Genomic DNA, 16,278 nt, shown 5'->3' on the forward strand with positions numbered 1-16,278 from the left:
TCGTCGGCCGAAACGGGCCGCTACCCCGTTTGGGTGACGATCCAGTCCGCGATGGCGTCCGCGCGGGACGTCGTCTCGACCCCGGCGTGCGGGCAATCCGGCCCCGTGGCCTCCAGCGAGACCAAGGCGCCGCTCTTGCCGCCCGGGACGAAGTACGGTGCGCCCGAGTCGTACGTGCAGGCACTGGTCGTGATCGACGGCGCCGCGCCGCGGACGCCCACCGTCGTCGGGGCCACCGTCGCCACCTGCACGGTGCCTTGCTGCATCCGCGTCGCCGGAGCGGGATTCGTCGAGGTCAGGCTGCCCCAGCCCGCCAGGGTCAGGTGCAGTCCGACCTGGGGAACCGCCCGGTTCACCGTCAGCGGCGAAACCGTGGTCACCGGGGTGTCCAGCCTGATGAGGGCGACGTCGTTCTCCTTCGCCTGCTGCACTTCGGTCGCCTTGCGGGCCACGCCTGATTCGGTCGCTTCGTCGACGAGACCCAACGTCACGGTCGTCGGATACGGCACCTTGCCCGAGACCCGCTTGCGGTGCGCGTCGTGGAAGCAGTGGCCGGTGGTGATGACCCAGCCGGGCGCGATCAGCGCCCCTGTGCAGAAACTGCTGTAGGTCGAACCGTCCGGGCGAGGGATCTTCGTCATCGCGATCTTCGCGACGAACCCGAACTGTCCCGGTGGGACATCGGTGCCGTGGGCGACGTCCGGCGCGGCGAGCGCGACCGGAGCGGTGGTGATGGTCAGGACAGCAGCGGCCAGCAGGGCGCGCAGACGCAATTTTCTACCCTTCGTCGATGAGGTGATCCGAGGCTAGGACCCCCGCCCGACAAGGGGAATTCCCCGACCAGGTGTCACCCGATGGCACGACGGACGTCGACGGGTTCGCCGCGGCGGGCGAGCCAGTGCCGATAGGTGTGGCTGCTGTCGGTGTCGGACCGGTAAGCCGCCTCGGCCGCGGCGATCAAGACCTCGCTGTTCCCGCCGAAGGCTCCTTCGGCGCTCCAGGCGATCAGATACCGCATCCACAACGGATCCCCCGCGAGGCAACGGATCGTGATTCCGGGCGAGGCGGGAAAGGTGACCTGGCAAGGGGAAATCGCCCGGCCCGCGGCGATCAGGCGCTGCAGTGGCCGGAGTTCCGTGCTCCGATGCGCGACCTGCGGCCGGAATCCCGCCCGCCCGCAGGCTTCTTCGAAGCACTCCGGCCAGCCCGCACCGTCGGACGGCCCGAGCACCCACCGTTCCCCGGCGAGGTCGGCGAGGTCGATCTCGGCGCGATGGGCGGCCGGATGGTCCGCGGCGATCGCCACGAACACCGGTTGCGTGGCCAGTGGCCGCGTCGCCACCCCTGGCGCCGACGGCAGGACGTGACCGGGATAGTCGGCGACGACGGCGGCGTCGAGTTGCCCGCCTGCCACGAGATCCAGCAGCCGCAAGGGCGAGAACTCCGTGGTCACCGAAACCGCTTGCCCCCGGCCGGAATCACCGAGGCGGTCGGCCAGCTCGACGACCATCGAACCGCCGATCCCACCCAGCGCGACAGGACGTTCCTCCCCGTCCACCAGCCAGCGCGCCGCGTCCCGGTGCAGCGTGTCCGCCGCGGCGAGGACGGCCCGCGCGCGGACGAGCACGCATTCGCCGAACGCCGTGGGGAAGACCCCGTCCCTGCTACGGACGAACAGAGTTCCGCCGAACGCGCGCTCGATCCGTTGCACGGCAGCGGTCAGCGCGGGCTGGCTGCTCCCGATGCCGATCGCCGCGCGCGTGATGCTGCCCGCGTCGGCCACCGCGCACACCACTCGCAGATGACGTAACTCGACGTCCATCACGCGGACCTTATGGCCACTTGGGATGTGCCGGAAGCCGTCGAAAGTCGGGATCGTTTTTCGTACTCCTCTTTTCTCCCCTTCCCCGCAAGGAGTACGCATGCGACGCGCATGTCTCATGGTCGCGCTGACCGCCGTTCTCGTCGCCGGATTCACGCCCGCGACGGCGTCGGCGGCTCCCCGGTTCACGACGTCGATGGAGGCCTTCGAACCCGGAGGGACCATCACCCGGGTGGACGTCAGCCGACCGGCCTCGGACCGCACCGCAGCACCACAACTGATCGCGAACGCCGCCACGGTGACCCCGATCGAGACCAACGGCCCCAGCGAGACCACTTTCGACCTGGTCTTCGTCGGTGACGGCTACACCTCCTCGCAGCTGGGCACGTACTCGCAGCACGTCCGCTCCAGCATCGCGGCGCTGTTCGCGATCGAGCCGTACAAGAGCTATCGCAAACAGTTCAATCTCTGGCAGGTCGATGTCGTCTCCGCCCAGTCCGGCGTCACCAACGACCCGACCCAGGGGGTGCGGCGCAACACCGCGCTGGGCTCGTACTTCTGGTGCGGCGGTATCGAACGGCTGTTGTGCGTCAACGAAACCAAGGCGAATCAGTACGCCGCGGCCGCCCCGGACGTCGATCAGGTCATCATGCTGGCGAACACCACCAAGTACGGCGGAGCGGGCGGCGGCGTCGCGACCTCTTCGGGCGGCAACATCCAGGCCAGCCAGATCGTCGCCCACGAACTCGGGCACTCCATCGGCGGGCTGGCCGACGAATACGACTACGGCACCTGCGAAACCCGTGAACCCCGGGAGCCCAACGCGTCCGCGCTCACGGCCGCGCAGATGCGGGACCGCCGGGCCAAGTGGCACACCTGGCTCGGCAAGCCCTCCCCCGACGGCGGCACTGTCGGCGCCTTCGAGGGATCCCGCTACTGCAAGACCGGGATGTACCGCCCCAGCGTGAACTCGCTCATGCGGACGCTCGGGCAGCCCTTCAACCCGCCGAGCACCGAAGCGATGATCGCCGGCTTCCACCGCGAAGCCGCTGCCCGGCACTGATTTCCTGGCATGGTCACCGGGCCGGGCCGCCGGCGTTGTCGGCGAGCCCGGTCGCCATGCCACGCATGAAGCGGCGGAGATACCACTGGAAGATCCACGCGTTGCCCCGGCCTACGCGATACGTTCCGTGCCAACGGATCCGTGTCCCGCCGCCGGGTGTTTCGCACAGCTCGACAGCGGCCTGGCAGTCGACCATCACCGGGACGTCCACCCCCTCGTAGGCGAACCGGAGTTCGGGGTCGAGGGCGGTGATCCGCTCCTTGGTGACCGTCTTGCCGGTCCGGAAGGCACGGATCGCGGCGACAGGGCTCCAGAAGTGGCGAACCCGCAGCTGCGCGCGATCTGGGCGATCGGGAAAGTCGATGTCGCGCAGCAGCCTTCGCGCTTCCTCGATCCGGAGCCTGCCGAGGTACCGGTGTGGTGTCTCACCGGTCTTTCCTTGAAGACCCGGATGAAGTGATAGACGCTCAGATGCACTTCCCCGGCGATTTCGGCGACGCTGAGCGGATCGGCCAGCCGTTCACGCATCATCGCGACGGCCGCGCGGACCCGGTTGTCCTCCCGGCCCGTGTCCGGCGGCCCCGGCTTTCGCGCGTGCCGGGTGAGCAGATGCATGGAGAGGAAGGCGGCCGCGGATTCGGCGTACAGGTCGTCGTTCTCCCCCGCGGTAACGGCGCGACACCGGCCTGCCCGGAACGGCGAGTTCGAGCCGCCCCGGCTCCCAGTGATGGCGTTTCCACCGGCCTTCGCCGCGTGTCTCCATCACCGCGCGTCCCGCCAGCGGCAGGACCAGGTGCAGATCCGCCGTGGCGGGCAGGCGCAGGTCCTCGACGACGGGCACGTGGTCGAATCGCTGGACGAGCAGGGACTCCCAGCCGGAATCCTCCCAGCTGCAAGACGTCCGCCGGACATAGCGGGACATGTCGAAACCGGTGTACGGCTGAAGGTCGAATCGCTCGGAGTCGAACACCACGGTTTCGAGGCTAGCCGAGCAGCTCCTTCACCCGAGGGATGACCTGCTCGCCGTACAGCCGGATCGAGTTCAGGCGCTGCTCGTGCGGAAGCGCGCCGGCCCCGTACTTGAGCTGGAATCGCGACAGGCCGAGAGTCCGTACCGCCCAGGCGATCTTCTGCGCGACTGTCTCCGGTGAGCCGACGAACAGCGCGCCGCGCGGCCCGGCCATGCCGTCGTAGTCGGCCCGGGACATCGGGCCCCAGCCCCGTTCGGCGCCGATCTTGGCGAAGGCGGCCTGGTGATGCGGGAAGTGCTGCGCCACCGCGAGTTCGTCGGTCTCGGCGATGTGGCCGGGGCTGTGCATGGAGATCGGCAGCTCCTGGTGTCCCGCCTCCTTCAGCGCGCGGCGGTACAGGTCGGCCAGCGGTGTGAAGCGCTCCGGAGATCCGCCGATCACCGCCATCACCAGCGGCAGACCGTACGCGGCCGCGCGGACCACCGACTGCGGGGTGCCGCCGACGCCGACCCAGGCGGGCAGGCTGCCCGCTTCGGTGACCGGGTAGGCCTGCGCGCCCTCCAGCGCGGGACGCACGGTCCCGGACCAGTCGACCGGCTTCTCCCCCTGCAGATGCGTGAACAGGTCGAGTTTCTCGGCGAAGAGGGCTTCGTAGTCGTCCAGCGAATAGCCGAACAGGGGGAACGACTCGGTGAACGAACCCCGGCCGAGCGTGACCTCGGCGCGTCCCAGGGAAACGGCGTCCAGCGTGGCGAACCGCTCGTAGACGCGCACCGGGTCGTCCGAGCTGAGCACCGTGACCGCCGTGCCCAGCCGGATCCGGTCAGTCTGACCGGCGACCGACGCCAGGACGACGTCCGGCGACGACACCGCCATCTCGGCGCGGTGGTGCTCGCCGACGCCGAAGTAGTCCACGCCCACCTGATCGGCGAGAACGCCTTCGGCCACGACCTGGCGGATGGCCTCGGCCTGGCTCACCGGCTGGCCGTCCGGGCCGTTCTCCACGTCGCCGAAGGTGTCCAAGCCGAAGGTCGGCGCCTGCCGGGTGCCCAGGATCTCGTAACCCATGTCCAACTCCTCAAGTAGTTGAACGCTCAAACGTCGGGCGCGGTGATCGTATTCCGCACCTCTCAGGTCAGACGCCGGCGATGTCGCGCGCCAGCTGTCGCGCCTCGGGCAGGGTGAACTTGCCGGTGATCTGGGTTTCCCCGCCGGTGATGGCGGCCTGGATCGACGGCGCGGTCAGCACGCGGCTCTTCAGCACCATCGCGACCTGCTTGCCGATGTTCCCCGCGGTCCAGTCGGCCCACGTCCGCGAACCCGCGTCGGTGAAGCTGAGACCCACGATCGAACCGCCCGTCTGGGCGTCGAGCCGAGCGTTCGCCCGGCTGAGGTCGGCTCCAGTGAGGAACGCCGGGCCCAGCACGTATTTCGTGCCCTGTACGCGGTCGCAGCCGACCAACGGGAGCGCCGGATCGTCACGGCCGTCCAAAGGGTCCGGTCCCGGCGAGCAGTCCAGCGCCGCCGCGGCGGCCTGCTGCTCGGCGGGATCCGTGCTCTGGCGGTTCGTCGCCGCGCCTGTCGCCGGACCGGGTGGGAGTTCGGTCAGAACCGGCCGGAACCGCAGCCGGGAGCCGTCCTTGACCGCGAAACTGTCGCCTTCGGGTTCAGGTTGACCGGAAACCCCGGACTGACACCCGGTGACGCCGAGCAGGACCAGGGCGACCGCACCACAGAGGATTCGCACGAGGTCATTCTGACGTGTCCGACGTCCTCATGGGAGCGAAACGCCCCGCCTGCCGGCGGAAACGGCGTCGGCCCGCCGACCGATGGGTTCAGCGGGTCGTGAGCGGAGATTCGGGGTTGGGGGTGCCTTCGGTACCTACTTCACTACCTTCGCGATCGCCACATGCGCCCCACGTACCTCGGGCGCCCAAAGCGGCGGCGACGCGTCGGTCCAGTTCTCGTGAGTGATAAGTCGCGTTAGAACGACACTCACCACTCACGACCAACGCATTCGCTGTCGGAAAATCACCCAGAACGACCTAGCCCCCGTCATCGCATTGGGTGTTTCCTTGCTCACAGAACGTCGTCGCTCGACGGTTTGGGGGCCAGCCGATGTCCTTCCGATGGGTACTTCGACTCATTCCGGTGACGCTGCTCGTGACTGCGGTGGCGGTAGCCGTTCCCGCCCCCGCGAGCGCGGCCACCGCTTCCCCGCCGCTCGCGCGGGTCTGGCCGACGCCTCAGCAGGTGACGCCACGGCCGGGAGAGGTGTCCATCCCGCGCACGGTCGTCGAGGTGGTCGGCGCGGACACCGATCCGTCCGCGCTCGCCGTCGTGGAGCAGGTCCTCCGTTCGGCGGGGACGAGCACTTTTGTCAAGATCACCGACAACGACCAGGCGGCAGTCGACCGGGAACGCGGCAACGGCGGGCTCGTCGTCTTCGTCGGTGGTCCCACCGAAAGCAGGGCGACCGCCCTCGCGCTCGCCGCGCTCCGCGTCGACGGCCCCGAAGGCCTGTCCCCCGGCGGATACGTCCTCGCCGCCGATCGCGGGGTGGTCGCACTGTCCGGAGTGGACACGTCGGGGACGTTCTACGCCGCACAGTCGTTCCGGCAGCTTTTCGCGTCCGGCAAGAGCCGCGCGTTCAGCATGCGCGACTGGCCGGCGGCTCCGCTGCGCGGCGTGATCGAGGGCTTCTACGGCGCGCCGTGGTCGCATGCCGATCGGCTGGCACAGCTGGACTTCTACGGCCGCACCAAGCAGAACATGTACGTCTATTCCCCCAAGGACGACCCGTTCCTGCGCGCCCGCTGGCGCGATCAGTATCCGCCCGAGCAGCTCGCGCTGCTCTCGCAACTGGTGTCCCGCGCCGCCGCGAACCACGTCGAGTTCACCTACGCCCTCTCCCCCGGTCTTTCGGTGTGCTACTCGTCGGACGCGGACGAGGCCGCACTGGTCGCGAAGTTCCAGTCCCTGTGGGATATCGGCGTGCGGTCGTTCGCGATCCCGCTCGACGACATCTCCTACACCCGCTGGAACTGCGACGCCGACGCCGCGAAGTTCGGCACCGGTGGCGCGGCCGCGGGTTCGGCGCAGTCGTTCCTGCTCAACCGGGTGCAGCAGGACTTCATCGCCACGCATCCCGGCGTCGAACGACTGCAGACCGTCCCGACCGAGTACTACGACCTCGCCGACTCCCCGTACAAGACCGCGCTGCGCACCCAGCTCGACAAGGCGGTGATCATCGAGTGGACGGGCGTCGGCGTGATCGCCGGGCAGATCACCGAAAAGCAGGCCCTGCAGGCGAAAGAGGTCTTTGGGCACGACATCCTGATCTGGGACAACTATCCGGTCAACGACTACATCACCGAACGTCTGCTGCTCGGCCCGTACATCGGCCGCGAACCCGGGGTCGCGAAGTTCCTGTCCGGGATCACCGCGAACCCGATGGTGCAGGCCGAGGCGTCCAAGATCGCCGAATTCACCTCGGGTGACTTCCTGTGGAATCCGGAGAAGTACGACCCCGACGAAGCGTGGCTCGCCGCCATCGCCGATCTCGGCGGTCCCGCCGCGCCGGCGCTGAAGGTGTTCGCGGAGAACAACTATTCGAGTCTGCTCGTCCGCCTCGAAACCGGGAAGCCGGATCTGGACTCACCGGTGCTGCGCCCGCTGCTCGCCGCGTTCTGGGCCGCGTTGGAGAAGAAGGACCCGTGGGACGCGGCGGCGAAACTGGACCGCTATCTCACCTCGATGGCCGCCGATCCCGAAGACCTGCGACGCGGGATGGCCGCGAACCCGAAGTTCCTCGCCGAGGTCGGGCCGTGGCTCGACCAGGTCGGCCTCTACGGTCAGGCGGGCAGGCACGCGGTGAAGATGCTGCTCGCGCAGGTCGACGGTGACGGCGCGAAGGCGTGGGCGGAACGCGGGGAACTCGTCACCGCGCTCAAGAAGGCGCAGGCGATCCGCGTCCAGACCGCGCGGGGGCCGCGTAACCCGAGCACTTGCACGGACGTCTGTGTGCCGTTCCTCAACAGCGCGCTGGCGACGGCCGACCGCTGGTTCGGGCTGCCCGGGATCCGACCGCAACCGACGACCTCGATGGGCACCTACACCGACAACGTGCCCGCCCGGATGGTCGACGGCGACCCCGAGACCTACTACTGGAGCGACTGGGCACCGCGCGTCGGCGACACCGTCGGCGTCGACCTCGGCACCGCGCAGCGGGTGTCCCATGTGGACATCACCATGGGCAAACCGACCAGTCCGAACGACTTCATCCACAACGGCGTCCTCGAATACTCCGCCGACGGCGAGCGGTGGACGACGGTGAAGACGGTCACCGAGCCGACGGTCTCGGCGGACCTCCCGGACGGCGCCTCGGCGCGGTTCGTCCGGCTGCGCGTGACCGGCGCCCAAGGGTTCTGGATCGTGGTCCGAGAGTTCACTTTGTCCACACCGGACAGTCCTAAGTACACGGTCACCGGCACCCCGGCGGGCTCGAATCTCCCCGCCGCCGCGGACAACAACGCAGATTCGGTGTACACGGCGGCATCGGCGCCAGTGCCCGGTGACGCGCTCGTCGTCGCGGCCGCCGCGCCGAAGCCGCTGGGCAAGGTCGTCGTCCTGGCGGCGGAAGCCGGCGCGGGCGCCGACGTCCAGGTCGCGGACGCGGAGGGTGGCTGGCGCACGATCGGCCGGATGGCGGGCGGCTACACGGAACTGCCCACCCCTGACGTCGTGACCGATCGCGTCCGGCTGCTCTGGGCACCGGGAGGTGCGCCGCCGAAGATCGCCGAGGTCGTTCCGGTCAGCCCACCGCGACGGTGACGGCGGCCGTGTGCACCCGCCCGCCGTGCGAGAACTCCAGGAACAACCGGTACTCGCCACGCTCCGAGAACAGGGAGTGGAAGGTCAGCTCACCGTCCACCAGCGCCGCACCGACCGGCTGCACCGGATGCAGGTGCGTCGCCGACAGCAGCATGGTGTGGAAACCGGTCATATGCCCGTTGGCGCCCAGATGCGGATCGACAGCGGTGACCGGCGCGCCGTCCGGGCCGCGGATGGCGAAGCGGAGAACCTGCGCCCGCATCACCGGAATCCAGGCCATTCCGTCCGCCCGATCCACCCGGTAGCCCGTGTTCGTCACGGCGCCCCCGGCGGGAGCGGGCACCGGGACGAAGCTGGTGTCACCCGGCACGGTAAACGGGACACCGAGCACCACCGGATGACGGGGGTCCTTCGTGTCGAGCGGGACGAACTCGGCGAACATCCGGTAGGCGCCACCGTCGGCCAGTGCGAGACTCGTGCGCCAGATGTCCCCGTCCAGCACCGGATGCACGTGCTGGAAGACGTTCATGTCGTCGCGCACGGCGAAGAAGTGCATCTGCTTGGTCTGGTTGTCCAAGAAACGGGTGACCGGCCGCCCGTCGGGGCCGAGGATCCGGAAAGCGACCGGAACCACGGACCCCCGGCTGCCGGGTGTGGTGACCCGGTCGAACCGGTATCCGCTCTCCGCCTCCGACAGCCCATCGCTGTGCGCGGCGGGCAGCAGGTCCGCCGTCATGACGGGCTGCTGGTGAGCCGAATGTGCGGAACCAGGCGTCGGACGGAGTGCCACGGACACCGCGAACACTCCGATCACCAGGGCCAGCGCGAGGAACAACCAATCCGTGATCCGGGGCTTACGCACGATCGGTCCCGGTCACTTCCCGGCGAGAGCGGGTTTCACCACGACCAAGCCCTGCTCGATGCCGTTGACGATGACGATGCCGCTGGAGAAGTACGGGTAGTTGCTCCATGCCCCGTTGAAGTTCGCCGCGTTGCCCGACGGGTAGATGTCGAAGTAGCCGACCTCGGACAGTTTCGCCGAAGCGACGCCGCTGACGTCCAGGATGCGCAGGCCCGCCTGGTAGTTGGCCTGGTAGGAGTACTGGCCCTTGATGTACTGGTTGTGGTCGATCGCGGTGGCGGGTGAACTGTAGACGCCGGTGTGCACGGGGGCGGACAGCTTGGCCAGATCCCAGACGTAGGTTTTGGTGCGCTTGTCGGTGCCGCGCGACTCGTCCAGTTCGTCGTCGAGCAGGAAGTAGCGCTGATCACCGGTCAGCCAGCCCTGGTGCGAGTACTGCGCGCCCGAATATCCCTTGCGCGAGATTTGGACCGGCCTGGCCTTGTCGGTCACGTCGACGATGGTCAGCGTGTCTTCGTTGGCGTTGAAGCAGATCTCCTTGCCCTGGTACGCGGTGTCCGGTCCTCGGTAGACGACGCATTGGGTGTCGTGGGTGTAGCCGTCCTGCGACACGCAGCCCGCTTTGGCCGGGGCCTTCGGGTTCCGGATGTCGACGATGTGCGGTCCGCCGCTGCAGGTGTTGGAGCCGATCGCGTAGGCGAAACCGGTCTCCTCGTTGATCGCGATGTTGTGCGCGGGACCGAATTCCTTGTACAGCGCGTCGGCGGTGAAGGTCTGCGGTGTGGTGACCGTGCGCAGGCGGGTCAGGTCGAACACCTGCATACCGTGCCCGGTGATGAAGTCGGCCACGATGAACGCGTGGTTCTTGTACACCTTCATGTCGCGCCACGAGCTGCTGCCGCCGTTGGACGGCAGGTTGCCGAGGAACTTCGGCGAGGTCGGTGTGCTCAGATCGACGAACGCGGTGCCGTTGGTCCGCCCGACGATGGCGTATTCCTTGCCGGACGCGGGATCGGTCCAGCCCCAGATGTCGTTGCCGTTCCCGCCGCCGAGACCGGACAGGGGAAGCACGCTGAGCAGGTCGACGTTCTTGCACGGGTAGATGTCGGCCTTGCCGTTGACACAGGGCACCCCCGCCGCGGTGCCGGTGACGGCGTGGCGCTCGGCCGGGACGTGGTCGGCCATGAAAGTCTTGGCCGCTGCCTGCCCCTCCGCCGTTTCGGGGTCGTGCGCGGACGCCGCCGTCATCGAGAACACCAGAGCGGAGGCCGTCAGCACGGCCAGCCCCATCATGCGCACGAGCTTCATCAGACGCGCTCCTCACCGGTTTTCGATCGATCTCCGACGATAGGAGCGCCCACCGCCGTCGTATCCCTCCGAAGGTCTTGGGCTTTTAACCGTTTTACGAAGGCTCGCGGACTTCCCTCGTCGACGTCGTGACCTCGTCCAGCACGTGCGGGATCGGCGCGACCCCGAGACCGGGACCCGTCGGCACGGGCAGGTTCCCGTCCCGCAGGACGAACGGTTCGGTGATGTCGGTTTCGTAGTACCGGTCCGAGGCGGAGACGTCGCCGGGGAGGGTGAAGTTCGGCAGCGCGGCGAGCGCGAGGTTGCCCGCCCGCCCCAGCCCGGTTTCGAGCATCCCGCCGCACCACACGGGAACGCCGGACGCGGCGCAGACGTCGTGGATGCGGCGGGCTTCGAGGTAGCCGCCGACGCGGCCGGGTTTGACGTTGACGATCCGGCACGCGCCGAGCGCGATGGCGTCGGCGGCGGAACGGGCCGACACCACGGATTCGTCGAGGCAGATCGGCGTGCGGAGGCTCCGGCCGAGAGCAGCGTGGCCGAGCAGGTCCTCCTCGTCGAGCGGTTGCTCGATCAGCAGCAGCTCGAAGTCGTCGAGGCGGGCCAGGTGGCGGGTGTCCGCGCGCGTGTAGGCGGCGTTCGCGTCGACCTGCAGCAGCAAGTCGTCACCGAAACGCTCGCGGACCGCCCGCACCGGCGCGAGGTCCCAGCCGGGTTCGATCTTGAGCTTGATCCGCCGGTAGCCCTGCGCCAGGTAGCCCGCGACGGCGTCGAGCAGCTCCGGCACCGAGTCCATGATGCCCACCGAAACGCCGCTCGGGACGCTGTCGGCGACGGCTCCCAGACCGGCCGCGAAGGACAGGCCCTGCCCGCGAAGCTCGGCGTCCAGCACGGCCATCTCCAAGGCGGCCTTCGCCATCCGATGACCTTTGACCCCGGCGAGGAGCGGCGCCACGGTGTGCGCGGTCAGGCTCTCGGCCGCCAGCAGCGGTGGCACCAGATGCCGCAGGAGGACGTCTTCGGCCCCCTCGACGTACTCGGACGAGTAGCTGGCGTCGGCCCCCGCGACGCATTCTCCCCAGCCTTCGGCGTCCAGCGTGGTCACCTGCACCAGGAGCGCCACGCGTTCGTATTCGATGCCCAGAGACGTACGGAACGGGCTGACCAGCGGCAGTGCGATACGCCGGAGTGCGACGCGCTCGATCTTCATCGTCCCTCGCCTCGGGTGAGAACGTAGCCGCAAGCGGCTCGGTCGAAGCCGGTCAGCCGGGCTCCGTCGGCCAGCAGCGCACCCAGGGTTTCGCGGACCGCGAGTCGCCAGTCCCGCGCGATCGACGGCTGCCGCGTCCGAAGAAGGTCGATGTCCGGCGGGATCGCGATCAAAACCGTTTCTTCGCCGCACGGCCGGGAAACCGGGCGATCGTCCTCGATGGCCAGCAGCACTCCCGGAACCGGCCCGGCGGATTCGGTGCGGGCGTCCTCGTCGCACGCGGCCCGGGCCCGCTCGCCGAGCAGATCCCAGCGGAGCATCAGGCGATCCGACTCGTCTTCGTTGTTCAGCCCGTCGGACAGCGGCCCGTAGTAGTCGGTCAGGTATTCGTCCGCCGTGCCACCGAGTTTGCCCAGGTTGAAGTGGGCGTTGCGGGCGACGAGCGGGTCGAAGGTCCAGCTGATCCGGTCGGCGCCGTTCTCGAGGACGTGTGCCCGCTGGTCCAGTTTGAGGGCGAAGCCGACGTCACGACCGCGAGCCTCGGAGCCGACGCCCGCGATGTGACTGTGCATCCCCGGGCGTCCGGGCGGCCCCCACAGTCCGACGCAGGCGCCGAGAAGCCGGTCCCCCTCGAACGCGCCCGCCACGTAACTCCCGGCGTCGGCCATCGCCTTGATGACGTCCGCGGCGATCGGCGGATGGTCCGGACCGGTCCGCCACACCTCGCTCAGGAACCGCTCGCAGGCGAACGCACTCGCCATCGATTCCAGTGCCGCTATCCGGACACCGGACTTCTTGGCGGCCTTCGCCGCGCTCGTCCGCGCGCTGAGATCCACGATTCTGCATCTTCGATCAACGAAAGGGTGACCTAACAGGCATCGCGATCATCGTTCAGATCGAGTTCGGGCAAACGTTATCTCCTGTCAGTGCAACGGATTCCTGCGCTCACTTGATTGGGCGACATGACCCTCGGATGGGGTAAGTATCGCCGTCACGCTCCGCGCAGACCCGAGGTCCCGTTGACGGACGCGGCCGCCCAGGCACTCGCCGAAGTGGCCCGGCGTCTGGATCGGGACCTCGTCCTGTCCGCCACGACGTTCGGCCGCACGGGCGTCGCCGTCTACGCCCACAGCGTCTCCGACGGCGCCGCCGGACCGGTCGCGCACGCTTGGATCGACTCCCCCGGCTTGCTGTCGATCGAGCTGCGCTGCCCGCCGGGCGACGTGTGGGAGCGCGCCGCGTCCGCCGTCGCGGAGATGCTCGGAGAACTCCTGGGCGAGGTGCTGGCCGATCCGGCGGCGGATCTCGGCAGCCTCGACGGCCTGTCCGAAGCCACGAAAGCGGCGGTGCTCGCCAGGACCGAGGTCGACCACGGTCCCTATCGCGGTGTCCCGGCGCGGATCCGCGCGGTCGCCCGAGCCAAGCCGGACACGGTGGCGGTGTACGCCGCCGATGGAACGCTGACCTACGAGCGGTTCGTCTCGCTCGCCGACGCGCTGGCCACCCGGATCCGTTCCGTGGCAATGGAAAGCGGGACCTTGATCCCGGTGCTCGTCGCGGACGGTCTCGCACTGCCGGTGTCCTGGGCGGCGGCGATGATCGCCGGGATCGGGTACGTGCCGGTGGATCCCCGCTGGCCCGAGGAGCGGATCGCGCAGGTGCTGGACCTGCTCGACGCGCCCGTCGTGCTGTGCGCCGACGTCGCGGACGTCCCCGCCGCCCACCGCGACCGGGCGATCCTCGTCGACCTCACCGAGGGCGGAAGTCTCGAAGACCTGCCCGATCCCGGACCTGACGACATCGTCTACGGCGTCTACACCTCCGGCACGACCGGAACGCCCTTGTGCGCGGTGAATCTCCACCGCGGCCTGACGAACCGGCTGGCGTTCATGGACCGCTGGTTCGGCGAGCCCGCCGTCCGCGAAGTGGTCCTGCAGAACACCCGGCACACGTTCGATTCCGCGTTCTGGCAGCTTTTCTGGCCGTTGACCACCGGCGGCGCGACGGTGGTCCCGGCCACCGGGGACCATCACGACCTGCAGCACACGATCGACCTCATCGAAGCCCACGAAGTGACCGTCACCGACTTCGTGCCCGCGGTACTGAGCGCGCTGCTGGCCCTGCTGAGGCAACGGCCCGCCACGGTCGGCAGGCTGCGTTCGCTGCGTCACCTCATCGTCGGCGGCGAGCAGATCAACCCGCAAGACGTGCACCGCCTGCGGGAACTGCTCCCGGGACTGCGGATCAGCAATGCCTACGGCCCGTCCGAAGCCTCCATCGGCATGATCTTTCATGAAGTGGAGGCTCACGACGGTGACATCGTGCCGCTGGGGAGGCCGATCGACAACTGCGTCGCGATCATCGTCGACGTCGACGGACGGCCCTTGCCGCCGGGCGCGACCGGCGAGATCGTCATCGGCGGCGCCTGTGTCGGCGCCGGCTACCACGGCGAACCCGGCCGCACCGCCGAACGTTTCTTCACTTCCGCGTCCGGCCCGATGTACCGCACCGGCGACCTCGGACACCGCGACACCGAAGACCGGTTCCATTTCGGCGGACGGATCGACCACCAGATCAAGATCGGCGGAGTACGGATCGAGCCGGGCGAGATCGAGACGGCCGCCGTGTCCTGCGAAGGAGTGCTGCGGGCTGTCGCGCTCGTCGTGGACCGCGAACTGGTGCTCGTCACCACCGGGACGGCGAACTCCCGGGAAGTGCTCGCGCATCTGCGAAGCCGGTTGCCCCGGGGCAGCCTGCCGCGGCGCGGAGTGGTCGTCGGTGAGCTGCCACTGACCGTGGCGGGCAAGATCGACCGCCGCCGTCTGGCGAGCCTGGTCGAACGGCCCGAAGCAAGGCCGGACCCGGACGCCGATCCCGTGCTGGCCGTGTTGCGAACCGCGCTGCGGTGCCCGGATCTCGCGGTCGACGACGACTTCTTCGCGACCGGCGGCAACTCGCTGCAGGCCGTCGCGGCCGTGGTCGAACTGAGCGACCGGTTCGGGGTGGACGTCGGGGTGCGCGACCTCGCGGAGCATCCGACGGCGGCCGGCCTGCGTGATCTGATCGCGCGGCGAGACCGCGTTCCGGCCTCGTCGGACCTGGTCACCGCCGACCTCGCCAGCCTCAGCACGGTCCGCACCCCGTTGCGCGACAAGCGAGACCGGGCGGCGTGCACGGTGCTGCTGACCGGCGCGACAGGGTTCGTGGGGGCACGGCTGCTGCACGAACTGCTCGAAAGCACCGGTCTGACGGTGCGCTGCCTGGTCCGCGGTCGCGACGATTCCCATGCGCGGCAACGGGTTCTGGCGGCGCTCGACGCGCAGCGACTGGAGCACGAGCGCCACGCCGCGCGGATCACCGTGGTCGCGGGCGATCTGGCCCGGACCGGATTCGGGCTGACGGCGCCGCGCTGGCGTTCGCTCGCCGAGGAGTGCGACCTGATCGTCCACGCCGGTGCCCTGGTCAACCTGTTGTACGACTACCGCATGCACCGCGAGCCCAACGTGCTGGGCACCGCGGAGGTGATCCGCTTCGCCCGTGCGGCGGGCGGCATCCCGCTGCACTACATCTCGACGCTCGGCGTGCTGTACGACCACGCCCTGATCAGCGAGCACGCGGTGACCGAGGACGTCGACATCGTTGACGTGACCCCGCCGTCGAGCGGCTACAGCCTGTCCAAATGGGCGGGCGAGCGGCTGGTGCGCGCCGCCGTCGATCTCCCGGTTTCGGTGCTGCGCCTGGGCGAGGTCATGCCCGCGACCGACGTCGCGGTCCCGAACCCGGCGGCGCTGACCCACCTGCTGCTCACCGCTTTCCAGCGGCTGGGGTCGGTGCCCGCGGCGGCGATCCGGTCGGACTACAGCCCTGTCGACACGGTCGCGCGGACCGTCGTGGAGGCCGTCCAGGATCCGGCGGTACTGGGGCGCGCGCTGCACGTCTACAGCCCGGGAACCGTGCGGTTCGACGAGCTGACCGTCGGCGCGGATCACGTGTCCTGCCTGCGTTTCCTCGCGCGTCTCCGGTCCGCGGCGGCGGCCGGTGACGGCGAACTGGGCCTGCTGCTGGCGATCATCGAACACCGCGCCGACGGGCGCGCCGCCGACGAGGCGGCCGTCCGCGAGGTACTCGAGAACCTTTTGCAGGACAACCCAGCGCTGTTCACCACTTCCGCCGCCCGGCCGAAGGAACCAGCCAGTGTTTGAGAGAAATGAG

At 69.1% G+C, this 16,278-nt stretch carries 14 protein-coding genes and 1 pseudogene; 4 read left to right on the plus strand and 11 right to left on the minus strand.

The genetic code is table 11. The features are described from left to right. Positions 1–20: 20 nt before the first annotated feature. Together ACZ6YV_RS18135 and ACZ6YV_RS18140 are read right to left on the minus strand one after the other, a co-directional pair. Positions 21–773 (minus strand): S1 family peptidase, encoded by a 753-nt coding sequence (locus ACZ6YV_RS18135; RefSeq protein WP_465510693.1) that lies wholly within the window; start codon positions 771–773, stop codon positions 21–23. Positions 774–847: 74 nt separating this feature from the next. Beyond that, positions 848–1,822: a LysR family transcriptional regulator gene (locus ACZ6YV_RS18140; RefSeq protein ID WP_465510694.1), complete on the minus strand. Its 975-nt coding sequence runs from the start codon at positions 1,820–1,822 to the stop codon at positions 848–850. A gap of 100 nt (positions 1,823–1,922) precedes the next feature. Between ACZ6YV_RS18140 and ACZ6YV_RS18145 the strand changes: the two genes are divergently transcribed. Continuing rightward, the gene (locus ACZ6YV_RS18145; RefSeq protein ID WP_465510695.1) at positions 1,923–2,885 is read left to right on the plus strand and encodes a M64 family metallopeptidase; all 963 of its coding nucleotides are present in this window, start codon (positions 1,923–1,925) and stop codon (positions 2,883–2,885) included. 13 nt (positions 2,886–2,898) lie between these two features. On the opposite strand, the gene ACZ6YV_RS18150 is transcribed toward ACZ6YV_RS18145, so the two are convergent. After that, entirely contained in the window at positions 2,899–3,261 is a 363-nt protein-coding gene (locus ACZ6YV_RS18150; RefSeq protein ID WP_465510728.1) for an SRPBCC family protein, read from the minus strand. On the opposite strand from ACZ6YV_RS18150, the gene ACZ6YV_RS18155 reads away from it, so the two are divergent. Next, complete coding sequence (locus ACZ6YV_RS18155; RefSeq protein WP_465510730.1) at positions 3,202–3,345, plus strand: hypothetical protein; 144 nt, start codon at positions 3,202–3,204, stop codon at positions 3,343–3,345. The two genes, ACZ6YV_RS18150 and ACZ6YV_RS18155, sit on opposite strands and share 60 nt — an antisense overlap. Positions 3,346–3,362: 17 nt before the next feature. Here ACZ6YV_RS18155 and ACZ6YV_RS18160 read toward each other — a convergent pair. The 4 genes and pseudogenes from ACZ6YV_RS18160 to ACZ6YV_RS18175 all read right to left on the minus strand — a co-directional run. After that, positions 3,363–3,416 (minus strand): annotated as a pseudogene (locus ACZ6YV_RS18160) (hypothetical protein); the annotation flags it as partial. Beyond that, entirely contained in the window at positions 3,406–3,858 is a 453-nt protein-coding gene (locus ACZ6YV_RS18165; RefSeq protein WP_465510731.1) for a hypothetical protein, read from the minus strand. The pseudogene ACZ6YV_RS18160 and the gene ACZ6YV_RS18165, both read right to left, overlap by 11 nt. A gap of 10 nt (positions 3,859–3,868) precedes the next feature. After that, positions 3,869–4,924 carry an LLM class flavin-dependent oxidoreductase gene (locus tag ACZ6YV_RS18170; protein ID WP_465510696.1) on the minus strand — a complete coding sequence of 352 codons (1,056 nt, stop codon included), beginning with the start codon at positions 4,922–4,924 and terminating at the stop codon, positions 3,869–3,871. Positions 4,925–4,991: 67 nt separating this feature from the next. Continuing rightward, on the minus strand, positions 4,992–5,603 hold the full coding sequence (locus tag ACZ6YV_RS18175; protein WP_465510697.1) for a SecDF P1 head subdomain-containing protein: 612 nt from the start codon (positions 5,601–5,603) through the stop codon (positions 4,992–4,994). Between the two features lie 404 nt (positions 5,604–6,007). Here ACZ6YV_RS18175 and ACZ6YV_RS18180 point away from each other — a divergent pair, with 404 nt between their 5' ends. Next, complete coding sequence (locus ACZ6YV_RS18180) at positions 6,008–8,689, plus strand: beta-N-acetylglucosaminidase domain-containing protein (protein ID WP_465510698.1); 2,682 nt, start codon at positions 6,008–6,010, stop codon at positions 8,687–8,689. Here ACZ6YV_RS18180 and ACZ6YV_RS18185 read toward each other — a convergent pair. The 4 genes from ACZ6YV_RS18185 to ACZ6YV_RS18200 form a co-directional block, all read right to left on the minus strand. After that, positions 8,670–9,551 carry a hypothetical protein gene (locus tag ACZ6YV_RS18185; RefSeq protein WP_465510699.1) on the minus strand — a complete coding sequence of 294 codons (882 nt, stop codon included), beginning with the start codon at positions 9,549–9,551 and terminating at the stop codon, positions 8,670–8,672. The two genes, ACZ6YV_RS18180 and ACZ6YV_RS18185, sit on opposite strands and share 20 nt — an antisense overlap. Before the next feature lie 12 nt (positions 9,552–9,563). Continuing rightward, positions 9,564–10,859 carry a choice-of-anchor B family protein gene (locus ACZ6YV_RS18190; protein WP_465510700.1) on the minus strand — a complete coding sequence of 432 codons (1,296 nt, stop codon included), beginning with the start codon at positions 10,857–10,859 and terminating at the stop codon, positions 9,564–9,566. Positions 10,860–10,953: 94 nt separating this feature from the next. Next, complete coding sequence (gene menC, locus ACZ6YV_RS18195; RefSeq protein WP_465510701.1) at positions 10,954–12,066, minus strand: o-succinylbenzoate synthase; 1,113 nt, start codon at positions 12,064–12,066, stop codon at positions 10,954–10,956. Beyond that, positions 12,063–12,902, minus strand: a complete 840-nt coding sequence (locus ACZ6YV_RS18200; RefSeq protein ID WP_465510702.1) for a hypothetical protein — start codon at positions 12,900–12,902, stop codon at positions 12,063–12,065. The genes menC and ACZ6YV_RS18200 overlap by 4 nt, the downstream gene beginning before the upstream one ends. 126 nt (positions 12,903–13,028) lie before the next feature. Here ACZ6YV_RS18200 and ACZ6YV_RS18205 point away from each other — a divergent pair, with 126 nt between their 5' ends. Next, positions 13,029–16,268 carry a non-ribosomal peptide synthetase gene (locus tag ACZ6YV_RS18205; RefSeq protein ID WP_465510703.1) on the plus strand — a complete coding sequence of 1,080 codons (3,240 nt, stop codon included), beginning with the start codon at positions 13,029–13,031 and terminating at the stop codon, positions 16,266–16,268. Positions 16,269–16,278 lie beyond the last annotated feature (10 nt).

This window comes from Amycolatopsis sp. NPDC102522 (assembly GCF_055584485.1).